Consider the following 19,639-nt stretch of genomic DNA (forward strand, 5'->3'; position numbering starts at 1 on the left):
TGGTTCTCACTCCGCCGCCAATCTCGGCGGCGGCAGCTTTCCGGCCATCGCCTTGGCGCTGGCTTCGCCGGGGGTCTCCTCGTCGCTCATCGGAGCCCAGCTGCTCTCATCCTCGGCCTTGCCGAGGAAGCGGCCGAAGATCCAGCCGGTGAGGCGGCCGAGATCGTCCATCACCACATAGAAGGACGGCACAAAAACGAGGCTGAGCACGGTCGAGACGATCAGGCCGCCGATCACCGCGATCGCCATCGGCGCGCGGAACTCGCCGCCATCGCCGACGCCATAGGCCGAGGGCAGCATGCCGGCGGCCATGGCGATGGTGGTCATCACGATCGGCCGGGCGCGCTTGTGGCCGGCTTCGAGCAGCGCCGTCAGCCGGTCCTTGCCACGGGCGACCTCCTCGACCGCGAAGTCGACAAGCATGATCGCGTTCTTGGTGACGATGCCCATCAGCATCAGCAGGCCGATATAGACCGGCATCGAGACCGGGTTGTGGGTGGCGAGCAGTGCGATCACCACGCCGCCGAAGGAGAGCGGCAGCGACAGCAGGATGGTGATCGGCTGGAAGACCGAGCCGAACAGCAGGATCAGCACGGCGAGCACCAGCATCAGGCCGGTGGTCATCGCGGTGATGAAGCCCTCGACCACCTCGCCCTGGATCTCGGCGTCGCCGGTGGCGGCGATGCGCACGCCCTCGGGCAGACCGACCTCCTTGACGATCTCCTGGAACTTCTCCTGCGCCGTGCCGAGTTCGAAGCCGCGCTTCAGGTCGGCGCCGATGGCGGCGCGGCGGACGCGGTCATAGCGGTCGATCGAGGACGGGCCCTCGCCGAAGCCGATCTCGGCCACCGCCGTCAGCGGGATCGAGACGCCCGACGCGCTGGTGACGCGCAGCGCCGCGATGTTGCGGATGTCGGTGCGGGCCTGCTCGTCGAGCTGGACGCGGATCGGCACCAGCCGGTCGCCGGCATTGAACTTGGCAAGGTTGGGGCCGATGTCGCCGATGGTGGCGACGCGCAGCGCCTCCGAGATCGCCTCGGGCGTGACGCCGAGATTGGCGGCCTGCTCGAGCTTCGGCGTGACGCGCATCTCCGGCCGGCTCAGCGAGCCGGCGGTCGCGACATTCAAGTAGCCGTCGACCTGGCGCATGCGCGCCTCGATCTTCGCGACGGTCTCATCGAGCGCATCGCCATCCTTGGACAGGATCGAGAACGCCATCTCGCGCTCGCCGCGCTCGTTGACATACCAGGCCCGGACATCGGGCACACCAGCCAGCTTCTCGGCGATGGTGACCTTGAGCTCCTTCTGGGGGACGTCACGCTCGGCCTTCGGCGTCAGCAGGATGAAGACCGCGGCGCGGCGGACCTCGCGCTGCCCGGTCGGCGAAGCACCGCCGAGCACGAAGACGTTCGTCACCTGCGGGATCTCGCGCAGCTTGTCGACGATCTTGTCGGTGGCGACGGTGGTGTCCTCCAGCGTCGCGCCGGGCGGCAATTCGACCGAAGCGACGATGCGGGCGGTGTCTTCCTCCGGGAAGAAGCCGGTCGGCAGCAGCGCCGTCGCCTGGATCGAGATGAAGAGGAAGCCGAAGCCGGCGATGAGCGTCAGATACGCCGTGTTGAATGGCAGCTTGCGCCATGTCCGCGAGCCGTCGAAGCGCGGCAGCACCGGAATGCGGCGCTTCCTCAGCGACGCCTCGAGCAGCCAGCTATAGGCGCGCATCACGAAGCCGTCCCTGGCATCGTGATGTTTCACGGGCTTGAACAGATAGGCCGCCATCATCGGCGTGATCAGGCGCGCGACCAGGAGCGAGAACAGCACCGCGATCGCGACGGTGAGGCCGAACTGGCGAAAATACTGGCCGGCGATGCCGCCCATGAATGAGACCGGCGCGAAGATCGCGACGATGGTCAGCGTGATCGCGATGACCGCGAGGCCGATCTCGTCGGCCGCCTCCATCGCGGCGCGATAGGGTGATTTACCCATCTTCATGTGCCGGACGATGTTCTCGATCTCGACGATGGCGTCGTCGACCAGGATGCCAGTCACCAGCGTGATGCCGAGCAGGCTGACCAGGTTCAGCGAGAAACCGAGGAGCTCCATCGCCCAGAAGGTCGGGATCGCCGAGAGCGGCAGCGCGATCGCGGTGATCAGCGTCGCGCGCCAGTTGCGCAGGAAGACGAAGACGACGAGCACGGCGAGCGCCGCGCCCTCCAGCAGCGTCTCCATCGCTGCCTTGTAGTTGCCGTGGGTGTAGGCGACGGCATCGTCGATCGGCTTCAGCGCGATCGTCGGATAGCGCTTATTGAGATCGTCGAGCTTGGCCGAAACGACGTCCTTGACCGAGAGCTCGCTCGAGCCCTTCGAGCGGAACACGGCGAAGGAAACGACCGGCTGCTTGTTCAGCCGGCCGAAGGCGCGCGGCTCGGAACTGGAATCCTCGACCCGGCCGAGCTCTTTGAGGCGCACCTCGCGCCCACCAGTGAGCTGGATCTTGCTGTCGGCCAACTCCGCGACGGTGCGTGCGCTGGCGAGCGTACGGATCGCCTGCTCCTGGCCACCGACCTCACCGCGCCCACCGGCGAGGTCGACATTGGTGGCGCGGATCTGGCGGTTGACCTCGCCGGCGGTGGTGCCGAGCGCCAGCAGCCGGTCGGGATCGAGCGAGACCCTGATCTCGCGGTCGACGCCGCCATAGCGCTCGACCCGGCCGACGCCTTTCAGCCCCTGCAATTCGCGCGAGACGACGTCGTCGACATGCCAGGAGATCTGCTCCAGCGTCATGCCGGGCGAGGAGGCGCCATAGGTCAGGATCGACTGGCCCTCGACATCGATGCGCTGGATCACCGGCTCATCGATGGTGCGCGGCAATTCGGCCCTGATCTTGGCGATCGCGTCCTTGACATCGTTGACGGCGCGGTCGGTGTTGGTTTCGAGCCTGAACTCGACCATCGTCACCGAGGAGCCGTCAGTCAGCGTCGACATCACATGCTTGACGCCGGTGATGTTGGCGACGGCATCCTCGACCCGCTTCGAAACCTGGCTTTCGAGTTCGGCCGGCGCGGCGCCGGACTGGGTCACCGTCACCGAGACGAAGGGCACGTCGATGTTCGGGAAGCGCGTCACCGGCAGCTTCGAGAACGAGAGCAGCCCGAGCACGCAGAGCACGACGAAAAGCAGGATCGCCGGAACCGGTTTCCGGATCGACCAGGCGGAGAAATTGACGTTCACGCGGGGCTCCGTCAGTTCGTCGCGATCGGCGTGATCATGTCGCCGTCACGCACGAAGGTGCCGGCGCGGGCGACCACGCTCTCGCCCTCGGCGAGGCCCGACGCGATCTCGGCACGTCCGCCGCCGATCAGGCCGAGCGTGACCTTCTTGGTCGTCACCCTTCCGTCCTTGACGGACTGCACCATCGCGCCGCCGCGCGAATAGGTGATCGCCGAAAGCGGCAGCACTATGCTGGTCTTGCGGCCGGTCTCGATCACGCCGCGCGCGAAGGAGCCGACGGCGACCGGCGGGTTGTCGATCAGCGAAATCCGCAGCCGCCCAAGCCGGGAGGCCTTGTCGACCTCGGGCGAGATCAGCCGAATCTGGCCGGCAAGCGCCTTGTCGGAACCTGCCGGCGTGACGGCGACCGCCTGCCCGATCTTGAGATGGGGCAGCTCGACCTCGGCGACATCAGCCTCGAGCTCGATCGCGCCATCGGCGATGATCCTGAACAGTGGCTCCGCGGCCGCCATCGTCGCCATGGCGCCGAGCCTGGCATTGCGGCGGCTGACGATGCCGGCTTTGGGCGCCTTGATCTCGGTGCGCGCCAGCCTGACCTCGATATCGCGCCCCTGAGCCTGGGCCAGCGCCAGGTCGGCCGTGGTGATCGCAAGCGCCTGCTTCATCGAATTCAGGCGCGCTTGCGCGCCGCGCGCCGCGGCGGACCGCTGGTCGAAGGTCTCGAGGCTGGCATTGCCATTGTCGCGCAAGGCCTTGGTGCGGTCGAAGGCGTTGTTGGCCTGAACGAGATTGGCCTCGGCCTCGACGATCTGCGCCTTGGCCTGGTCGACCGCCGCCTCGGCGCGCTTGATCTGCGCCTCGTTCTGGGTGCGTTGCACTTCGAGCGTGGTGCGCGACAATCGCGCCAGCACCTGGCCGGCGGCGACGCGATCGCCCTCCTCGGCGAGGAGTTCAGTGATGACGACACCGTCGATCTCAGGCGCGACCATGATCTCGTCGCGCGCGATCATCGAGCCGGAGACGACGACGCTCTGCACGATCTCGTCGCGCTTGGCCGATGTCACCGTGATCGCCGGACCGGCGGATGGCTGCTGGGCGGTCGCGGCGGAGGCCGGCGCCTGGGCGAAGACTGCTCCGGGCGTGCAGGCGAGGGCGACGAGCGGCAGCAGGATGAGGGTCTTGGGCGATACGGGCATGGTCAGTCTTCTTACGAGGTTTGGCCGTCGACGGGCGGCAGCAGCATGGTCTGCGCCAGACCGCGCATTGCGGCGAACAGGGCATCGGCGCCGGCAGCGGCGTCGAAATTCGGATCGACGGCGCGCCGGCAGAAGAAGCCGTCCGCCATCATGAACAGCGCCTGCAGGAAGCGCGCTTGATCGAGATTGCTCGGCAGTTCGCCGCTCGCCTTGGCCCCTTCGACGGCAGCGGCGAGTCCCTGCTCGACCACCTCGTCGAAACCAGCGCAGATCTGCGCCATCTCGGGGGTACGCGAGGCTTCCGCCCAGATCTGCAACGCGATGATCGCCTTCTCGCGCGGCTTGCGCACCATGTGCTGGCGGCCGAGCTCCTCGAGCTGGTCGAGCAACCCGCCCTTGCCTGGATCGAGCTGGGCGAAATCGGCCGCGACCTCCGTTCGATCGCGCTCGCTCATGCCCGCGATGATCGCGTCCTTCGAGGAGAAGTAGCGATAGAGATTGCCCGGACTCATCCCGGCTTCCACGGCGATGTCGTTCATCGTTGCCGCATGGAAGCCGGCGCGCGCGAAAACGCCCTCGGCCGCGTCGAGGATGCGGACATGGCGTTCGCTGAGGCCGCGCTCGGCCGAGAAGGGGGTGATGACGTGCGACATGCTTCCGACGATTGAGAATGAACGTTCATTCTCATGCCTGAGCCTGGCCGGGAAGTCAATCTGCGTCATCACTGCGGGTTGCATTGCCAGAGGAGTATTGACGGAAGATTGCACGAAGCATGCACGGCGTTGACCTCGGCCATGCCCGCCATGGCGCATAATTTGCTTGCCGCAAGGACCAGGAAACCGCATTTTAAAGCGTGATCCGGCGGACAATCCGGTCTCAGGAGCGCAATCGAACGTCGCGATGAACGATCTGTCCTATCGCTTCGAGGCCCGTCGTCGGCTCCGCACCCGCCTCGGCACCCAGCCGTCGCGCAAGCCGGTGTTGATCGTGCTCCATCAGGAGCATTCGACGCCCGGCCGTGTCGGCCGCCTCATCACCGAGCGTGGCCACGCCCTCGACATCCGCAAGCCCCGCTTCGGCGACCCGCTGCCGCAGACCATGCAGGATCATGCCGGCGCGGTGATCTTCGGTGGCCCGATGAGCGCCAACGACCCCGACGATTTCGTCAAGGCGGAGACCGACTGGATCGGCGTCTGCCTCAAGGAGGAAGCGCCCTTCCTCGGCCTATGCCTCGGCGCGCAGATGCTTGCCCGCCATCTCGGCGCAACCGTCTACACGCATGCCGAAGGCCGGGCCGAGATCGGCTACTACCCGCTTAGCCTGACCGAAGCCGGCCATGCCGACGCCGCCACGACCGGCAGCCCTTGGCCCGCAACCGTCTATCAATGGCATCGCGAGGGCTTCGATTGTCCGACTGGCGCTGAATGCCTGGCGACCGGCGGCGATTTTCCGGTCCAGGCGGTCCGCGCCGGTCGCAAGGCCTACGGCCTGCAGTTCCACCCCGAGGTGACGCTGGCGATGATGTGCCGCTGGTCGGTGCGCGCCCATGAGCGCACGCTGATGCCGGGCGCGCAGTTGCGCCACCAGCATCTCGATGGCTGGTACCAGTATGATCCCGCCGTGCGCACCTGGCTCGACGGCTTCCTCGATCACTGGCTCGCCGAGCCCGCTCCCTCCCCGGTCCTGTCCAGGTGAGTCGCAGCGTTCTCGTCATCGGCGCCGGCATGGTCGGCGTCTCCTGCGCGCTCGCGCTGCAGAAACGCGGCCTCAAGGTGACGCTGATCGACCGGCGCGAGCCCGGCCGCGAGACCTCCTATGGCAATGCCGGCGTGATCAGCCGCTCTTCGATCATGCCGCTCAACAATCCCGGCCTATGGAAGAACCTGCCGAAATACCTCGGCAACCGGCACGCGGCGGTGCGCTATCGGCTCGGCCATCTGCTGCGCAATCCCGGCTGGATCCTCGGCTTCCTCGCCGAGGCCAAGCCGGGCCGACTCGCCCCGCGTGTCGCCGCGCTTGAAAGCCTGGTCACGCCCTCCCTGCCCCTGCACAAGCGCCTGATGACCGAAGCCGGGATCGCCTGGCGCCTGCGCGACACCGGTTTCCTCGAGCTCTGGCGCAGCGAAGCCGGCCTGGCGGCTGCCGAGGCCCGCCGGAGCTTCCTCGAGGATCATGACGTGCGCGTCGAGGCGCTCGATCGCCAGGCGCTCTCGGCGCTGGAGCCGAGCCTGAATCCGATCTTCTCGGCCGCCTTGCTGCACAAGGACAGTGCCTCGGTCGACTGGCCAGGCGCCGTGGTCGAAGCCTATGCCGCGCTCTTCGCCGCCCGCGGCGGCACGATCCTGCGCGATGAGGTCATGGGCCTGACGAAGCAGGGCGACGGCTGGCGCGCCGCAGGCAAAAACGCACAGCACGAGGCCGATCTCGCAGTTGTCGCGCTCGGCCCGTGGAGCGCCGACCTGCTCCGGCCGCTCGGGCTCAAGGTCCCGCTCAATGTCGAGCGCGGCTATCACCGCCACTACAAGCCGGCGCAGGGGCGTTTCCTCAACCGCCCGATCTACGACGTCGAGGCGTCCTATATGCTGGCGCCGATGGAGCTCGGCCTGCGCCTGACCAGTGGTGTCGAGCTCGCCCATCGCGATGCGCCCGACGACCATGCCCAGATCGACCAGGTGTTGCCGCGAGCCCGCGAGGCCTTTCCGCTGACCGAACCAGCCGAGGAGACGACCTGGCGCGGCTCGCGCCCGACCCTGCCGGACTCGCTGCCGATGATCGGCGAGGCGCCGCGCCATCCCGGCCTCTGGCTCGCCTTCGGCAACCAGCATATCGGCTTCTCGACCGGACCCGTGACGGGGGAAATCCTCGCCGCTCTGGTCTGCGGCGAACAGGCTCCGGCCGACCCGGCGCCTTTCGCGCCGAGCCGCTATTTGTCCTAGGCGTCATACCGGCGCAGTCGGCCGCGCCGGATCGCTGGTGACACTCTTGGCCACGCTGTCACCAAGGCCGGACCAGTTGACCCTGGCTGTCGCCAGCATCAGCGTCGCCAGCGCGACGAAGGCGCCGATTGCCCCGGCGAGCAGGGCAAAATCCTCGGATTTCAGCAGCGCGTAGACCAAGCCGTAGCCGATGGCGAGGATCAGGCCCAGCACGGCCCCGCGCGCAAAACTGCGCAGGACGAGGCCGATATAGAGTGCGATCAGCGCCGTCGTGGCCGCGGAAGCTGTAAGGTAGGCGGTCAGGAAGCCGAGATGCTCCGCCAGCGACAATAGCAGCACGTAGAACAGCACCAGCGCGAAGCCGACGAGCGTGTACTGCACGGCGTGGAGATTGCCGCGCGCTACCAGCTCCAACCCGAACACGGCAAGGAAAACCGCGCCGACAAACAGCACCGCATATTTGATGGCGCGGTCGACGAGCTGGTAAAGGTCGACCGGCTGGTAGAAGCGGGCGCCGACGCCGCCGGAGAGGAAGGTCGCATCGGCACGCCGGTTGTCATGGCTGAAGGCCAGCGGCAGGTTGCGCGCCAGATGCGAAACCCGCCAGGAGGCCGAAAAGCCGTTCGCGTCGATCACCCGGTCATCCGGCAAATGCGCGCCGGAGAAGCTCGGGTGCTCCCAGTTCGAGCTCATCCGGAGCGCGCTGTTCTTGGCCAATGGCACGATCGACAGGCTGCGCGAACCGTTGAGATCGAGCCCGATCGCAACCGAAAGCGGTTTGGTCAGGTCGACATCGCGCAGGGCCGCATGGATGCCGCTGCCCTCGCGGATGCCGGCGCCGAAGGTCGGCTCGAACTCAATTGCCGCGCCGTCGCGAATTTGCGCCGTGGCGCGGTTCTTCAGGCCGCGGACATCGGCGACCCCGACGGCGAGCACCGCCTCGTTCCAAAGCGGCTGCACCGTCTCCGAGGTGATCGCCTTGAAATCGGGCGGCGGGAAGCGCGCGTTCAGTGCAACCTTGCCGCGATAGACCGGGACATCGAAGATCGAGCGCCGCCGGATTTCGGTCTGTGCTTCCGAGCTCGCCTGGAGGTCGTCGGGCAGGAAGACCGCGACCTCGCGCGTCGGTGCGGCATTGGCGATCTTGGGCGGCACCAGATAGGGCACCATCAGCACCGGCCCGCCGACGATCTGCTCGCGGCCCCAGGCCTCGCCGATCTCGCGCGCCGCCTGGCTGGCAGTGGCCGACCGCTCGCTGCGCAGCCCTGAGACGAACATCAGCGGGATCAGCAGCAGCAGCGCCAGGAAGCCGATGACGAAGAATTTCAGGCCGGGGCTGCGCCCGAACCGCCTTGGATTGATGCCGACGGGAAAGGCCAGCGGTTCAAGCTTGCTCTCGTTCAGTTGCTCTTGTTCTTGCGACATGATTCGCCCTCATGCAGTGACTTAACGTCATGAAGAGAGCGCGGCGTCTTGTCGCGGGCGTGATCGATTGAGGGCCGAAACCAGCGAAATCAGCGGCGGAATTGGGGTGAGGATTCGGGCCTCGCCGGGGCCCCCTGCGTCATTCTCGGGCGAAGCGCAGCGCAGACCCGAGAATCTCCGGACCAGAGGGCGCCGATTGGAGCCTCCTCCGACCTGAGATGCTCGGGTCAAGCCCGAGCATGACGCGCGACCACTCCGCCGCGCGGCAGACCCGCCTCAGACCTGGCGGGTCACCATCATCTTCTTGACTTCCGCGATCGCCTTGGCGGGGTTGAGACCCTTCGGGCAAGCATTGGCGCAGTTCATGATGGTGTGGCAGCGATAGAGCCGGAACGGGTCCTCGAGATCGTCGAGGCGCTCGCCGGTGGCTTCGTCGCGGCTGTCGATCAGCCAGCGATAGGCCTGCAGCAGCGCGGCCGGGCCGAGATAACGATCGCCGTTCCACCAATAGCTCGGGCAGGAGGTCGAGCAGCAGGCGCACAGGATGCACTCATAGAGCCCGTCGAGCTTCTCGCGGTCGTCCTTGGCCTGCGACCATTCCTTTTCGGGCGCCGGCGTCGTCGTCTTGAGCCAGGGCTCGATCGAGGCGTGCTGGGCGTAGAAGCGGGTGAGATCGGGAACGAGGTCCTTGACCACCGGCATATGCGGCAGCGGATAGATCGCGACCTTGCCCTTGGCCCCGCACTCGTCGATGCCGGTGGTGCAGGCGAGCCCGTTCTTGCCGTCCATGTTCATGGCGCAGGAACCGCAGATGCCCTCGCGGCAGGAGCGCCGGAAGGTCAGCGTCGGGTCGACCTTGTTCTTGATCCAGATCAGCGCGTCGAGGACCATCGGCCCGCAATCGTCGCGATCGACATAATAGGTGTCGGTGCGCGGATTGGCGGTGTCGTCGGGATTCCAGCGATAGATCTTGAACTCGGTGACCTTCTTGGCGGCAGCCGGCTTCGGCCAGGCCTTGCCCTCGGTCAGGCGGGAGTTCTGCGGGAGATTGAATTCGGCCATCTGCCTACGCCTATTCCTTCGTACCTAACGAGCCACTGCCGTAGTCGAACACCAATTCCCGGCCCCCCAGAGAGCCCGTTGCTCTGCCATCACCGTGCCCAGGCCCAGGGCGAAGTTCAGGGAAAGAGATCATCGAGAAATCCCCCTCTCGCCCGTCAGTGCATTTCACGGCGCCTCGCCCAAGACTAAATGCGTGCCGATAGCTTCCTGAGCACTCAACCTTGCCGATCTGAAACCCAATGCCCCCACCCTCACGAAGATATCCCGTGAAGGTTTCTTTGCCTCCGACCGTTCCTCTCAGCGGCATAAACAAAGAACAACCACCTAACGATGCAGCCGCGAGCAACAAGAGCACTATCGGCGTCCAAGGGTTTTGCTTCGCCCCCGTCTCAATACACCCGCGCCTTCGGCTTGATGTATTCGATGTCGTTCGAGAGCGTGTAAGTGTGCACCGGCCGGTCATCGAGCGTGACGCTGCGCTTCTCGTCGTCGATCCAGGCGAGCGTGTGCTTCATCCAGTCCTTGTCGTCGCGGTCCGGATAATCCTCGCGGGCGTGGGCGCCGCGGCTTTCCGGACGCTGCAGCGCCGAGTCCATGGTGACGACCGCCTGGGTGATCAGGTTATCGAACTCCAGCGTCTCGATCAGATCGGAATTCCAGATCAGCGAGCGATCGGTGGTGGCGATGTCGGTGATGCCGCCCCAGACCTCGTGGATCAGCTTGTGGCCTTCTTCGAGCGTCTCGCCGGTGCGGTAGACGGCGCAGTTGGTCTGCATCGTCCGCTGCATGCGGTCGCGCAATTCCGCCGTCGAAGTGCCGCCCTTGGCGTTGCGGTATTTGTCGAGGCGGGTGAGCGACAGATCGGCCGAGTTCGCCGGCAATTCCGGCTGCTTCTCACCGGCCTTGACCGTCTCGGCGCAGCGCAGACCAGCGGCGCGGCCAAAGACGACGAGGTCGATCAGCGAGTTCGAGCCGAGGCGGTTGGCGCCGTGCACGGAGACGCAAGCGGCTTCGCCGATCGCCATCAGACCCGGCACGACCCGGTCCGGATCGCCGCCTTCCTTGGTCAGCACCTCGCCGTGGAAGTTCGTGGGGATGCCGCCCATGTTGTAGTGCACCGTCGGCAGCACCGGGATCGGCTCGCGAGTGACGTCGACTCCGGCGAAGATCTTGGCGCTCTCCGAGATGCCGGGCAGGCGTTCGTGCAAGATCTTCGGGTCGAGATGGTCGAGATGCAGGTAGATGTGATCCTTGTTCTTGCCGACGCCGCGGCCGGCCCGGATCTCCATCGTCATCGAGCGTGAGACGACGTCGCGAGAGGCGAGATCCTTGGCGGAGGGCGCGTAGCGCTCCATGAAGCGCTCGCCCTCGGAATTGGTGAGGTAGCCGCCCTCGCCGCGCGCGCCCTCGGTGATCAGGCAGCCGGCGCCGTAGATGCCGGTCGGATGGAACTGCACGAACTCCATGTCCTGCAGCGGCAGGCCGGCGCGCAGCACCATGCCGCCGCCGTCGCCGGTGCAGGTATGGGCCGAGGTCGCCGAGAAATAGGCACGGCCATAGCCGCCGGTCGCCAGGATCGTCTGCTGCGAGCGGAAGCGGTGCAGCGTGCCGTCATCGAGCTTCAGCGCGATCACGCCGCGGCAATGGCCGTCCTCGTCCATGATCAGGTCGATGGCGAAGTACTCGATGAAGAACTCGGTGTTGTAGCGCAGCGCCTGGCCATAGAGCGTGTGCAGCATGGCGTGGCCGGTGCGGTCGGCGGCGGCACAGGTGCGCTGCGCCGGCGGGCCGTTGCCGAAATCGGTGGTCATGCCGCCGAAGGGACGCTGGTAGATCTTACCGCTCTCGGTGCGCGAGAACGGCACGCCCCAATGCTCGAGCTCGTAGACGGCGGCCGGCGCGTTGCGCACGAGGTATTCGATCGCGTCCTGGTCGCCGAGCCAGTCCGACCCCTTGACGGTGTCGTACATGTGCCACTGCCAGGTGTCCTTGCCCATGTTGCCGAGCGAGGCGGCGACGCCGCCCTGGGCCGCGACCGTATGCGAGCGTGTCGGGAAGACCTTTGAGATGCAGGCAGTGCGCAGGCCGGCCTGCGAGCAGCCGACCGTGGCGCGAAGCCCGGCGCCGCCGGCGCCGACGACGACGACGTCGAAGGTGTGGTCAGTGATGGCGTATGCCTGGCCGGTATAGGCCGGAGTCGCGCGGGCGCGGGTGATCGCCATGGTCAGCCTCCGAACGAGATCTTCAGGAGCGCGAAGGCGCAGGCGGCGCCGACCGCGATCGCAAAGAAGGTGTTGGCCATCACGGCGAGGATCTTGAGCCCTTCGTGATGGATGTAATCCTCGATGATGACCTGCATGCCGATCCGCATGTGCACGGCGCCGGAGACGGTGAAGAGCAGCATCAGGATCGCGACATGCGGTTTGGCCAGTGTCGCGACGGCCTGCGCATAGGGCTTTCCGATCAGCGAGATGACGATGCACAGGAAGGCGAGTGCCAGGATGACGTTGGCGACCGCGGTGACGCGCTGCAGCCAGAAATGGCCGGTGCCGGACTTGGCCGAGCCGAGGCCACGGACGCGGGCGAGCGGGGTGCGCATCGAGGAGTTGGAGAGCATCGGCTTTGTCCTCAACGCGTCAGGGCGATGAGCCAGACCAGCAGGGTCAGCCCGCCAGAGACGACGACGCTGTACTTCGCCAGGTTCGTACGGGCCTGCGGCTCGTAGCCATGGCCGAGGTCCCAGACGAAATGGCGGAGACCGCCGACCATATGGTGCAGCAGCACGAAGGTGTAGCCGAACAGCACGAGCTTGCCGAGGATGGAGCCGGCGATCCATTGCGCAGTGTCGTAAGCGGCGGGGCCGGACGCGGCGGCGATGAGCCAGAGTGCGATCAGCAGCGTGCCGCCATAGAGGGCTGTGCCGGTGACGCGATGGGCGATCGACATCGCCATGGTCCAGGACCAGCGGTAGATCTGCAGATGCGGGGAAAGCGGGCGCGCCGCCGGTCTGGACTCGGCCAAGTTGAGAACTCCCGACCCTTCAAGCTCACGAAGCGAAGATCGCTTGGTATCGTTCTAGAGTGAATGGCTGTCTAACGAAACCATCCTCGTGCTGCAATGCGGCAAGCGAATGGTCGGTTACAGAAAATCGAATCTGTAACTTTACCTGATGCCTGGCACCCTTCTCGATCCGGCGGCGAAAACCGCCTAAAGCGGGACAAGCGCAGCTCGCCACCTTCCTGAGGACCGTATCGCACAGGGCGAGGACCATCCATGAAACTGGGTATGAGCCTTTCACAGTTCGAGGCCGAACTGAACACCGACTGCTGCGACCCTTACAACAATGCCGAGCTGACGCTGACGCTGAAGCTCGGCTTCCGGCAGATCAACCCGGCCGCAGGCGCGGCCGAAGGCACCTATCACGACTATAATCGAGCGACTGAGCCGACCCGCAAGATCGTCAAATGGACGACCGGCAGCTGGAATCTCTGGAAGCAGAACTTCGTGGCGTCGGCGACCCGGTTCTGGAACGGCAAGTTCTGGCTGTCCAACAACTTTCCCGTCTATGAGCTCGAGAAGAACGGCACGAAATACCGCCCCAACATCTGGTGCCTGCTGAAGATCGAGGATCGCGGCATCGCGCTCGGCGGCCATCATCACGTCATCGACGTGGTCCGGCTGCACAAGAGCGAGACCTGGTTCGGCTCGCATGCCAAGCTCTATGACAGCCTCGACACCAACTCGGTGCAGAAGGGTACCAACAGCAAGGGCAAGGCGATCATGCAGCGCGCTCATGTCCACGAAATCGGCCATCTGCTCGGGCTCGGACATGTCGACATCGGCAAGGCGCATTGCCCGCCAGGCGGCGATACCAACGCCTCGAACTGCTATGGTGTCGCCGACGTCGACAAATATTCCGTCATGGGCCAGGGCATGCAATTGCGCCTGAGCCACGCCATGCCCTGGCGCAAGGCGATGGTCGCGCTGTCCGGCAAGGGCAATGTGCTGACGGCGACCGATTGGGAGGCCAGGACGCAGCGGATCTACCCGCGCATCCCGGCCGAGGTCGCCAGCAACGCCATGCTCACGCACCGGCCGCTGCGCAAATGACGGCCGGCTGAACCGCCATGACACGAACCGCCGCACGAAACCTTCCCATGCTCATTCTCGTTCTGAGCGGAATGGCCGGCCTGCTCGGCCCCGCCCACGCCACAGGAAAGCGCTGCCAGATGAACGCGATCGAACGCTCCAAATGCATCATCGAGGCGATTCTCGCCGATATCAGCCGCACCTATAAGCAGGTCGGCGGCGGCGGGATCAGCGCGATCAAGCAGAACTCGACGACCTCCTTCACCGTCTCGATCTCGCAGGAGGAGCGCATCGACCTCCTGACCTACGAGGCGACGGTCGACGGCAAGGGCAAGGTCAGCGTCAAGAAGACGAGCGAAGGCACCCAGTGACCTGACACCGCCATGCGAGGTCAGCGCGGCAGCAGGGCCCAGTAGTCGAAGTCGAGGATCACGCCGTCGGCGTACTGGTCGGCGTGCTTCAGCGGGTATTCGTTGCAGGGCAGGTTCTTGGTCGCGACGAGGCGCAGGCGCAACGCTCCGACATCCTCGCGCCCCGGCAGCTCGGCCGCCTCGAGCACCTCGCTCCAGGCAAAGACGGTATCGCCGGCGAACAGCGGCGAGACATGGCGGCCGGCATTGATCGCGGCGATGTGAAAGGCGTTGCCGAGCCCATTGAAGGAGAGGGCCCGCGCCAGGCTGATGACGTGGCCGCCATAGATCAGGCGCTTGCCGAAACGGGTCTCGCGCGCGCCATAAGCGTCGAAATGCACCTTGGCGGTGTTCTGATAGAGCCGGGTCGCGATCTGGTGCTCGGCCTCCTCAATGGTCATGCCGTCGACATGGTCGATGCGCTCGCCCGCCTGATAGTCGCCCCAGCGGAAAGGCGAGCCGGCGAGCGCGTCGTCATAGCTTGCCAGATGCAGCGGCGGGCAGCCCTCGCCCAGCGCTTCCGGCGCGACGCTCTTCGGTAGTTCCGGCACCAGCTCGAACGCCGCCGGCGTGCCGGGCTGGCGCTTGCGCACCAGAACCCAGCGGGCATAGCTCAGCACGATCTCGCCATGCTGGTTGCGACCGATCGAGCGGACATAGACGATGCCGGAATCGCCGCCCGAGGTCTGCTTCAGCCCGATCACTTCGGAGGTGGTCGACAGCGTGTCGCCCGGGAAGACCGGCTTGAGGAAGCGCCCGTCGGCATAGCCGAGATTGGCGACCGCATTAAGCGAGATATCCGGCACGGTCTTGCCGAAGACGATATGGAAGACGAGCAGGTCGTCGACCGGCGCCGCCGGATAGCCGACCGCCTTGGCGAAGGCATCCGACGACTGCACCGCAAAGCGCGGCCCGTAGAGCGCGGTATAGAGCGAGACATCGCCAACCGTGACCGTGCGCGGCGTCGCGTGCGGAATCGTCTCGCCCAGCCGAAAATCCTCGAAGAAGCGGCCGGGATTGGTCTTGCTGGGGATCTCGGACATCGACGTGCTCTCTCGGCGGGCTCTCATTGTGCGCTGCGGCGCGGCCCGCCGTAAAGCTGGTCCGAAGTCGGAGGCTCAGCGGAAGTCCCGAGGCCGCAAGCCCGCATGGAACCAGGAGATCATCGAGTAGATGTCGTAGACTGGCAGCCCCGTCGCCGCCTGCACCGAAGCCGCATAGGGCGGCATGTTGGTGCATTCGAGCACGATCGCGCCGACATCGGGATGCAATGCGACCAGCCGCAGCGCCGCCTCGACCACATCCTGCTCGGCAAGATCGATGTCCATCTCCTCCTTCTCGGCCTTGATCAGCACGCGGAAGAACTCGCGGCCGTTCTCGGTACCGGTCACCGGCGTGTCGGCGGGAACGCCGACAGCCGTCAGATGCTGCGGCGTCAAGGTCGCGGCCGAGACGGTGACGAGGCCGACGCGCTTGCCGGGCGGCAGGGTCGCCTGCACCCAGGGCACCTGCATCAGCGAGGAGGTCGCGACCGGGACGCCGACGGCGGCCGCGAGCTCCTGCTGAAACAGCGAGAGAAAGCCGCAATTGGTGGTGATCGCCTCGGCGCCAAGGCGGACAAGCTCCTGCGCCGCCGCGATGAAGTCAGGCAGCAGCCCGGCCGCACCCTTCAGCACCACCTTCTCGGGGCTGGCGCCCGAGACGACCTTGTAGAGCACCGGGAAGGGCCAGGTCGCGGCATTGCCCATGTCGCCGAGGATGCGTGGAAAGCGCGCCTCCAGCATCAGCACGCCGAGCGGCGCGCCATAGACCGCCTTGCCGCCCTTCGCGATACCTCGCTTGCTCATGCCGTGATCTCGACCAGTTTCGTCAGATCGACATTGGCGCCGCAGACCAGCACACCGAGCCGCTCGCCCGGTTGCGGCTTGTAGGCGCCGCTGATCAGCGCGCCGAGCGCCGCGGCACCACCGGGCTCGACCGCCAGGCGGAAATCGCGCCAGAGCACACGCTGTGCTTCCGTGATCGCCGCATCAGGCACCAAAGCGACATGGTCGACCGTGTCCTTGCAGACATCATAGACCAGCTGGCCGACATTGCGGGCACCGAGCGAATCCGCCGCGACCGAGGCGACGGTCACCGTCACCGGCCCCTTGGCCTCCAAGGCAGCCTGCAGCGCCCGTGAGCCTTCCGGCTCGACGCCGACGACCTTGACGCTCGTGCCGGCGAACCAGGCAGCGATACCGGAGATCAGGCCGCCACCACCGACTGCGACAAGCACGGTGTCGAGATCGGGCTCCTGGCTCTGCCATTCGCGGCCGAGCGTGCCCTGGCCGGCAACCGTCTCCTTGGCCGAGAAGGGGTGGATTTTCAGTGCGCCGGTCTCGGCCACGAACTTGTCGCAGGCCGCCTGCGCGTCGTCGTATTGCGCACCGCCGATGCGGACCTCGGCGCCGAAGCGCCGGATCGCCTCGACCTTCGCTGCCGGCGAGATTTCCGGCACGAAGATCGTCGCCTTCACGCCACGCTTGCCGGCGGCATAGGCGACGGCGGCGCCATGGTTGCCCCCCGAGGCCGCGGCGACGCCGGCGGCGGGCACCTCGAGCGAGAGCAGGTTGTTGAAGGCGCCGCGCGTCTTGAACGAGCCGGCATGCTGCAGGCATTCGAGCTTGAGCGAGACATCGGCACGCGAGCCGAAGGCGCCGGTGCCGAGCCGCATCACCGGGGTGGTGCGTGCATGGCCGGCAATACGGTCGGCCGCGGCCTCGATCATCGGGCGCGGCACAGGCTTCTCTGTCATGGCGGGATCCTGGACGAGGGAGCGATCCGTGACATAGGTCCAGATCGCGATAGGTAGACCGTGGCTATCGCGATCTGGCGGATCGGGAAAGGGCCTGCCGCGCCCGGCGGCAATGTGCCGGGCGACGACCAGCGCCGCGAGCGCGTCGAGCGCATCGTCACGTTTGGCACCTTTTGGAGGAGGCGCCAGAATGCTCGACAGCGCAAACCCTTGCGCGTGAAGCAACTCAACGCGCTCCGCCTCGCCTGCCAGTTCCCTTTTGGCGAACTGAAGTGACTGCTCTCCGTTCATCGACCAGAACGCGACTTCGGGATGTATCTCTTTGACGCGCGGCCTGTTCTCAGGGAACTCGCGAAGGAGGCGGTCGATTTCCCGAATCTTTGGGAGGATCATGAAAGCTTGCCGGCTGAATGCCGCCTGCAATCCCGACGTTTGGCGCGCGATCCCGCAAGCGACGGCATGAGAATGCGTGATGTCTTCCATCCCGATAATGGGCCTGTCAACGGCATAGACCGCAGCTCGCGACGGGATGCTGAAGACCGATCCGCGGAGGCGCCCTAACACGACTCGCACGGCCTCTTCAGGGCCACGCCCTCGCCCGCCCGTCCAATCGGGCAACCCAATGGGCATGTCGACTGCGATGACGGACGGCGCACGCTCGTCATTGAGGATCGCCGAGAAGTCACGGAAGACCTCGACAACTGGTGGTCTCTGGAGATCGGCATCGCAGAATGCCGCGATCCAGCCGGCCTTGCAGCCGTCGACGCCCGCAATCCAGCCCATCACAGCCCTGTCATCCATCTTTTGCAGAACTGACATTGCATTGCGGCGCGATCTACTGTGCACTGCAGCGAACCCGGCGACCCTCAATCCGGAGAGACAATATGACCGATATCCGTCCGCGCCGCAGTGTCCTCTATATGCCCGGCTCCAATGCCCGCGCGCTGGAGAAGGCCCGCGAGATCGCTGCCGACGCGCTGATCCTCGACCTGGAAGACGCGGTCGCCCCGGACGCCAAGCAACTGGCCCGCGAACAGGTCTGCGCTGCGGTGAAAGCCGGCGGCTATGGCCGGCGCGAGCTCGTCATCCGCACCAACGGCATCGACACGCCCTGGTTCGACGCCGACCTCGCTGCCGCGACCGAAGCGGCGCCCGACGCGATCCTGATCCCGAAGGTTTCTTCGCCGGAGACGCTGGTCGAGATCGGCCATCGCCTGACCGGGCTCTGGGCCAAGCCCGAGACGCAGATCTGGGCAATGATCGAGACGCCGCTCGCCATCCTCGACTGCGAGAAGATCGCGCGCGCCGCCCGCGATCCCGTGACACGCCTCGCCTGCTTCGTCCTCGGCACCAACGACCTCGCCAAGGAGACGCGGGCCCGCTTCGTGCCCGGGCGCGCACCAATGCTGCCCTGGCTGACCACGGCGATCCTCGCCGCCCGCGCCCATGGCGTCGACGTCATCGATGGCGTCTACAACGATCTCAAGGACGAGGCCGGCTTCAAGGCGGAATGCGAGCAGGGGCGCGATCTCGGCTTCGACGGCAAGACACTGATCCATCCGAACCAGGTCGCGCTGGCGAACACCGTCTTCGCGCCCGAGGAAGCCGAGCTTACCCGGGCCCGCGCCATCATCTCCGCCTTCTCGGAGCCTGAGAACGCCGACAAGGGCGCGATCCAGCTCGATGGCCGCATGGTCGAGCGGCTGCATGCCGAAATGGCCAAGCGGGTCGTGGCGCTGGCGGAAGCAATCGCAGCCTGAGGCTGCGTTCGCCGCTGATAGTGCCCAGGCGCGGGAACCCCTCTCCTGGAAGGAGAGGGGTAGGGGTGAGGTGTTCGGACCGCAAACGTTGGCCTGAACCCAACCGCGCGGTCAGCGCTCGCGGAACTGGTCGAACGGCCTACACCTCACCCTACCCTCTCCTTCCAGGAGAGGGTTCCCCGCGCCTCTATCGTCAAAGTCGATGAGCCGGGGCCACTCGTCGTAGGCATTGGGCATCAGAACAAAAAAAGCCGGGAGCGAGCTCCCGGCCTTCTCAATTTCCGTCCAGTGGACCTGCTCAGGCCGCCTTGCGCTGCTCGAATACGCCCTTGAACTCGCGCAGCTGCACAAGCTGGTCGTGCAGTCGCTTCTTCTCGGCCTCGTCATGCGAACCGGCATGGCGGGTCTCGGCGGTCAGGATTTCCTGATCGAGCACGGCGTTGTCGACATCCTCGATGAACCGGGCCTGCTCGGCCAGGATGGTGACGCTCGTCGCGTTGACCTCGGCGAGGCCGCCCGAGACGAAGAACTCCTTGCCGTTGCTGGCGCCGGTCTGGACCAGGACGATGCCCGGCTTCAGCACGGCGACGACCGGGGCATGGCCCGCGAGCACGGTCATCTCGCCCTCGACCGACGGCACGATGACGCTGACGGCGTCACCCGAGAACAGGATGCGCTCCGGCGAGACGAGTTCGAATGTGAAGGTGGCCATCGTATCTCTTTCCTCGGCTCG

17 protein-coding genes and 1 pseudogene are annotated in these 19,639 nt (G+C 66.1%); 5 read left to right on the forward strand and 13 right to left on the reverse strand.

Features of this window, described 5'->3' with window-relative positions:
- Positions 1-6: 6 nt before the first annotated feature.
- From ACSQ24_RS28515 to ACSQ24_RS28525, 3 genes are read right to left on the reverse strand one after another with little or no spacing between them, the layout of a single operon-like run.
- Complete coding sequence (locus ACSQ24_RS28515) at positions 7-3,231, reverse strand: efflux RND transporter permease subunit (protein ID WP_436098155.1); 3,225 nt, start codon at positions 3,229-3,231, stop codon at positions 7-9.
- Positions 3,232-3,242: 11 nt separating this feature from the next.
- Positions 3,243-4,427 (reverse strand): efflux RND transporter periplasmic adaptor subunit, encoded by a 1,185-nt coding sequence (locus tag ACSQ24_RS28520; RefSeq protein WP_436098156.1) that lies wholly within the window; start codon positions 4,425-4,427, stop codon positions 3,243-3,245.
- An 11-nt stretch (positions 4,428-4,438) separates the two neighbouring features.
- Complete coding sequence (locus ACSQ24_RS28525; RefSeq protein WP_436098157.1) at positions 4,439-5,080, reverse strand: TetR/AcrR family transcriptional regulator; 642 nt, start codon at positions 5,078-5,080, stop codon at positions 4,439-4,441.
- A 247-nt stretch (positions 5,081-5,327) separates the two neighbouring features.
- Here ACSQ24_RS28525 and ACSQ24_RS28530 point away from each other — a divergent pair, with 247 nt between their 5' ends.
- The gene (locus ACSQ24_RS28530) at positions 5,328-6,122 is read left to right on the forward strand and encodes a glutamine amidotransferase (RefSeq protein ID WP_436098158.1); all 795 of its coding nucleotides are present in this window, start codon (positions 5,328-5,330) and stop codon (positions 6,120-6,122) included.
- Positions 6,119-7,363 (forward strand): NAD(P)/FAD-dependent oxidoreductase, encoded by a 1,245-nt coding sequence (locus ACSQ24_RS28535; RefSeq protein ID WP_436098159.1) that lies wholly within the window; start codon positions 6,119-6,121, stop codon positions 7,361-7,363. Before ACSQ24_RS28530 ends, ACSQ24_RS28535 begins: the two co-directional genes overlap by 4 nt.
- 3 nt (positions 7,364-7,366) lie before the next feature.
- Here the strand turns inward: ACSQ24_RS28535 and creD are convergent, their stop codons facing one another.
- The 5 genes from creD to sdhC form a co-directional block, all read right to left on the reverse strand.
- The gene (gene creD, locus ACSQ24_RS28540) at positions 7,367-8,788 is read right to left on the reverse strand and encodes a cell envelope integrity protein CreD (RefSeq protein WP_436098160.1); all 1,422 of its coding nucleotides are present in this window, start codon (positions 8,786-8,788) and stop codon (positions 7,367-7,369) included.
- Positions 8,789-9,064: 276 nt separating this feature from the next.
- Positions 9,065-9,850 (reverse strand): succinate dehydrogenase iron-sulfur subunit, encoded by a 786-nt coding sequence (locus tag ACSQ24_RS28545; RefSeq protein WP_436098161.1) that lies wholly within the window; start codon positions 9,848-9,850, stop codon positions 9,065-9,067.
- A gap of 389 nt (positions 9,851-10,239) precedes the next feature.
- Positions 10,240-12,072 (reverse strand): succinate dehydrogenase flavoprotein subunit, encoded by a 1,833-nt coding sequence (sdhA, locus tag ACSQ24_RS28550; protein WP_436098162.1) that lies wholly within the window; start codon positions 12,070-12,072, stop codon positions 10,240-10,242.
- Positions 12,073-12,074: 2 nt separating this feature from the next.
- Complete coding sequence (gene sdhD, locus ACSQ24_RS28555; protein ID WP_436098163.1) at positions 12,075-12,467, reverse strand: succinate dehydrogenase, hydrophobic membrane anchor protein; 393 nt, start codon at positions 12,465-12,467, stop codon at positions 12,075-12,077.
- Between the two features lie 11 nt (positions 12,468-12,478).
- The gene (gene sdhC, locus ACSQ24_RS28560; protein WP_436098164.1) at positions 12,479-12,871 is read right to left on the reverse strand and encodes a succinate dehydrogenase, cytochrome b556 subunit; all 393 of its coding nucleotides are present in this window, start codon (positions 12,869-12,871) and stop codon (positions 12,479-12,481) included.
- A gap of 264 nt (positions 12,872-13,135) precedes the next feature.
- On the opposite strand from sdhC, the gene ACSQ24_RS28565 reads away from it, so the two are divergent.
- Entirely contained in the window at positions 13,136-13,960 is an 825-nt protein-coding gene (locus ACSQ24_RS28565; protein WP_436098165.1) for a hypothetical protein, read from the forward strand.
- 47 nt (positions 13,961-14,007) lie between these two features.
- Entirely contained in the window at positions 14,008-14,310 is a 303-nt protein-coding gene (locus ACSQ24_RS28570) for a hypothetical protein (RefSeq protein ID WP_436098166.1), read from the forward strand.
- Positions 14,311-14,330: 20 nt separating this feature from the next.
- Here the strand turns inward: ACSQ24_RS28570 and ACSQ24_RS28575 are convergent, their stop codons facing one another.
- From ACSQ24_RS28575 to ACSQ24_RS28590, 4 genes and pseudogenes are all read right to left on the reverse strand, one after another.
- Positions 14,331-15,392 (reverse strand): MaoC family dehydratase, encoded by a 1,062-nt coding sequence (locus tag ACSQ24_RS28575; protein ID WP_436098167.1) that lies wholly within the window; start codon positions 15,390-15,392, stop codon positions 14,331-14,333.
- Positions 15,393-15,467: 75 nt separating this feature from the next.
- Positions 15,468-16,196, reverse strand: a complete 729-nt coding sequence (locus ACSQ24_RS28580) for an aspartate/glutamate racemase family protein (protein WP_436098168.1) — start codon at positions 16,194-16,196, stop codon at positions 15,468-15,470.
- Complete coding sequence (locus ACSQ24_RS28585) at positions 16,193-17,146, reverse strand: threonine/serine dehydratase (protein ID WP_436098197.1); 954 nt, start codon at positions 17,144-17,146, stop codon at positions 16,193-16,195. The genes ACSQ24_RS28580 and ACSQ24_RS28585 overlap by 4 nt, the downstream gene beginning before the upstream one ends.
- A gap of 132 nt (positions 17,147-17,278) precedes the next feature.
- A pseudogene (locus ACSQ24_RS28590) lies at positions 17,279-17,965 on the reverse strand (DUF429 domain-containing protein); the annotation flags it as partial.
- A gap of 65 nt (positions 17,966-18,030) precedes the next feature.
- Between ACSQ24_RS28590 and ACSQ24_RS28595 the strand changes: the two are divergent.
- Positions 18,031-18,906, forward strand: coding sequence for an HpcH/HpaI aldolase/citrate lyase family protein (locus tag ACSQ24_RS28595; RefSeq protein WP_436098169.1), 876 nt, complete (start codon positions 18,031-18,033; stop codon positions 18,904-18,906).
- Between the two features lie 298 nt (positions 18,907-19,204).
- Here ACSQ24_RS28595 and ACSQ24_RS28600 read toward each other — a convergent pair whose 3' ends face one another.
- Positions 19,205-19,618 (reverse strand): F0F1 ATP synthase subunit epsilon, encoded by a 414-nt coding sequence (locus ACSQ24_RS28600; protein ID WP_110489939.1) that lies wholly within the window; start codon positions 19,616-19,618, stop codon positions 19,205-19,207.
- Positions 19,619-19,639: the final 21 nt, after the last annotated feature.

The organism is Allobosea sp. LjRoot237 (assembly GCF_964253285.1).
In the GTDB taxonomy this organism is placed as follows: domain Bacteria; phylum Pseudomonadota; class Alphaproteobacteria; order Rhizobiales; family Beijerinckiaceae; genus Allobosea.

Bases quoted from the DNA above. Each gene is read 5' to 3' on its own strand.
- ACSQ24_RS28530 (WP_436098158.1), top strand. From the start codon at position 5,328: ATGAACGATCTGTCCTATCGCTTCGAGGCCCGTCGTCGGCTCCGCACC.
- ACSQ24_RS28600 (WP_110489939.1), bottom strand. From the start codon at position 19,618: ATGGCCACCTTCACATTCGAACTCGTCTCGCCGGAGCGCATCCTGTTC.
- sdhA (WP_436098162.1), bottom strand. From the start codon at position 12,072: ATGGCGATCACCCGCGCCCGCGCGACTCCGGCCTATACCGGCCAGGCA.
- creD (WP_436098160.1), bottom strand. From the start codon at position 8,788: ATGTCGCAAGAACAAGAGCAACTGAACGAGAGCAAGCTTGAACCGCTG.
- ACSQ24_RS28595 (WP_436098169.1), top strand. From the start codon at position 18,031: ATGACCGATATCCGTCCGCGCCGCAGTGTCCTCTATATGCCCGGCTCC.
- sdhD (WP_436098163.1), bottom strand. From the start codon at position 12,467: ATGCTCTCCAACTCCTCGATGCGCACCCCGCTCGCCCGCGTCCGTGGC.
- ACSQ24_RS28575 (WP_436098167.1), bottom strand. From the start codon at position 15,392: ATGTCCGAGATCCCCAGCAAGACCAATCCCGGCCGCTTCTTCGAGGAT.
- ACSQ24_RS28525 (WP_436098157.1), bottom strand. From the start codon at position 5,080: ATGTCGCACGTCATCACCCCCTTCTCGGCCGAGCGCGGCCTCAGCGAA.
- ACSQ24_RS28570 (WP_436098166.1), top strand. From the start codon at position 14,008: ATGCTCATTCTCGTTCTGAGCGGAATGGCCGGCCTGCTCGGCCCCGCC.
- ACSQ24_RS28520 (WP_436098156.1), bottom strand. From the start codon at position 4,427: ATGCCCGTATCGCCCAAGACCCTCATCCTGCTGCCGCTCGTCGCCCTC.
- ACSQ24_RS28585 (WP_436098197.1), bottom strand. From the start codon at position 17,146: ATGACAGAGAAGCCTGTGCCGCGCCCGATGATCGAGGCCGCGGCCGAC.
- ACSQ24_RS28580 (WP_436098168.1), bottom strand. From the start codon at position 16,196: ATGAGCAAGCGAGGTATCGCGAAGGGCGGCAAGGCGGTCTATGGCGCG.
- ACSQ24_RS28545 (WP_436098161.1), bottom strand. From the start codon at position 9,850: ATGGCCGAATTCAATCTCCCGCAGAACTCCCGCCTGACCGAGGGCAAG.
- ACSQ24_RS28565 (WP_436098165.1), top strand. From the start codon at position 13,136: ATGAGCCTTTCACAGTTCGAGGCCGAACTGAACACCGACTGCTGCGAC.